A 1,441-nucleotide genomic window follows, 5' to 3' on the forward strand; every position below is an offset into this window, starting at 1 on the left:
GGAGTGGGACGCCGGAGCGTCCGGCGGACTCCCGGGGGAGCGGGCCGCCATGCCAAGATCGCCCAATGAGTGACGATCAGAACGGCTCCTCGATCCGCGTGCTGCTGGCCGAGGACCAGGGGATGGTCCGGGAGGCGCTCGCGGCGCTGCTCGGGCTGGAGGGGGACATCGACGTCGTGGCGCAGGTGGGCCGCGGCGACGAGGTGGTGGCGGCGGCGCTGGCAAACGACGTCCAGGTCGCAGTGCTGGACATCGAGATGCCCGGAATGACGGGCATCGAGGCGGCGGCGAAGCTGCGCCGGGAGGCGCCGGGCACGAAGGTCGTGATCGCGACGACCTTCGGGCGGCCCGGCTACCTGCGGCGGGCGATGGAGTCCGGCGCGGACGCGTTCCTGGTGAAGGACGCGCCCGCCTCCGAACTCGCCGAGGCGATCCGCCGGGTGCTGCGCGGCGAGCGGGTGATCGACCCGGCGCTTGCCGCGGCGGCGCTGGCCGAGGGCGCCAACCCGCTGACCGCCCGGGAGCGGGACGTCCTCGGGGCGGCGGCGGACGGCGCGGTGAACGCGGACATCGCCAAGCGCCTGCACCTGTCGGAGGGGACGGTCCGCAACTACCTGTCGATGGCGATCCAGAAGACCGAGGCCCGCAACCGCACCGAGGCCGTCCGGATCGCCCGCGAGAAGGGCTGGCTGTAGGGCCCTGCTCCACGGGCCCGGCCTCAGTTGAGCCGGTGCCGGGCCGCCCTGGCGTCCTGGCGGACCTTGGCCGCCGCGTCCGGGTCGAAGGCGTCGAGGATCTCGGCGTAGGCGTCCATCTCGGCCGAGCCGCCGAGGAAGTCCCCGGTGCGCACGAGGAGTTCGGCGCGTTCGAGGCGCAGCTGGGCGGGGTGGCGGGGGAGCAGCAGGGCGAGTTCGGTGGCCCAGAGCTGGGTGCGGGCGTGTTCGGGCCGGTCGGCGGCCCAGGAGCGGATGTTGCCGAGGACGCGGTGGACGATGTCGAGCGGCTGGGCGGGGGTGAGCAGCGCGGGCGTGAAGGGGTGCCCGGTGGCCTCGACGAGGCGCCGGGCGTCGTCGGGGTCGAGCAGCCGGCCGCCGTGGAAGGGGTCGGCCAGGACGTACTCCTCGCCGCCGGCCGGGCCGCCGACGGCGACGATGAAATGGCCGGGCAGCGCGATGCCGTGGACGGTGAGCCCGGCCCGCCGGCCGACCGCCATCCACACCAGGGAGAGCGTGATCGGCAGCCCGCGTCGCCGCCGCAGGACCTCCGGCAGCAGCGAGGACTCCAGCCGCCGGTAGTCGGACGGCTGCCCGTGGAACCGCTCCCGCCCGCCGAGGACGGCGGCGAGCAGGGCGGCCGTCTCCTCGGGCCCGGCGGGGGCGCGTTCGGCGACGGCGAGGCGCACGGCGGCGGCGTGCCGGTCGAGGGCCGCCTCGCACGCGGC

The 1,441-nt window shown here is 75.9% G+C and carries 2 protein-coding genes; one reads left to right on the forward strand and one right to left on the reverse strand.

The features are described from left to right. Positions 1-65: 65 nt before the first annotated feature. Positions 66-695 (forward strand): response regulator transcription factor, encoded by a 630-nt coding sequence (locus AB0O00_RS39330; protein WP_363659467.1) that lies wholly within the window; start codon positions 66-68, stop codon positions 693-695. Positions 696-718: 23 nt separating this feature from the next. On the opposite strand, the gene AB0O00_RS39335 is transcribed toward AB0O00_RS39330, so the two are convergent. Continuing rightward, positions 719-1,441: transglutaminase-like domain-containing protein (locus AB0O00_RS39335; protein ID WP_363659468.1), on the reverse strand; the 723-nt coding region annotated here is incomplete at its 5' end.

This window comes from Kitasatospora sp. NPDC093558, from assembly GCF_040683475.1.
GTDB lineage: Bacteria > Actinomycetota > Actinomycetes > Streptomycetales > Streptomycetaceae > Kitasatospora.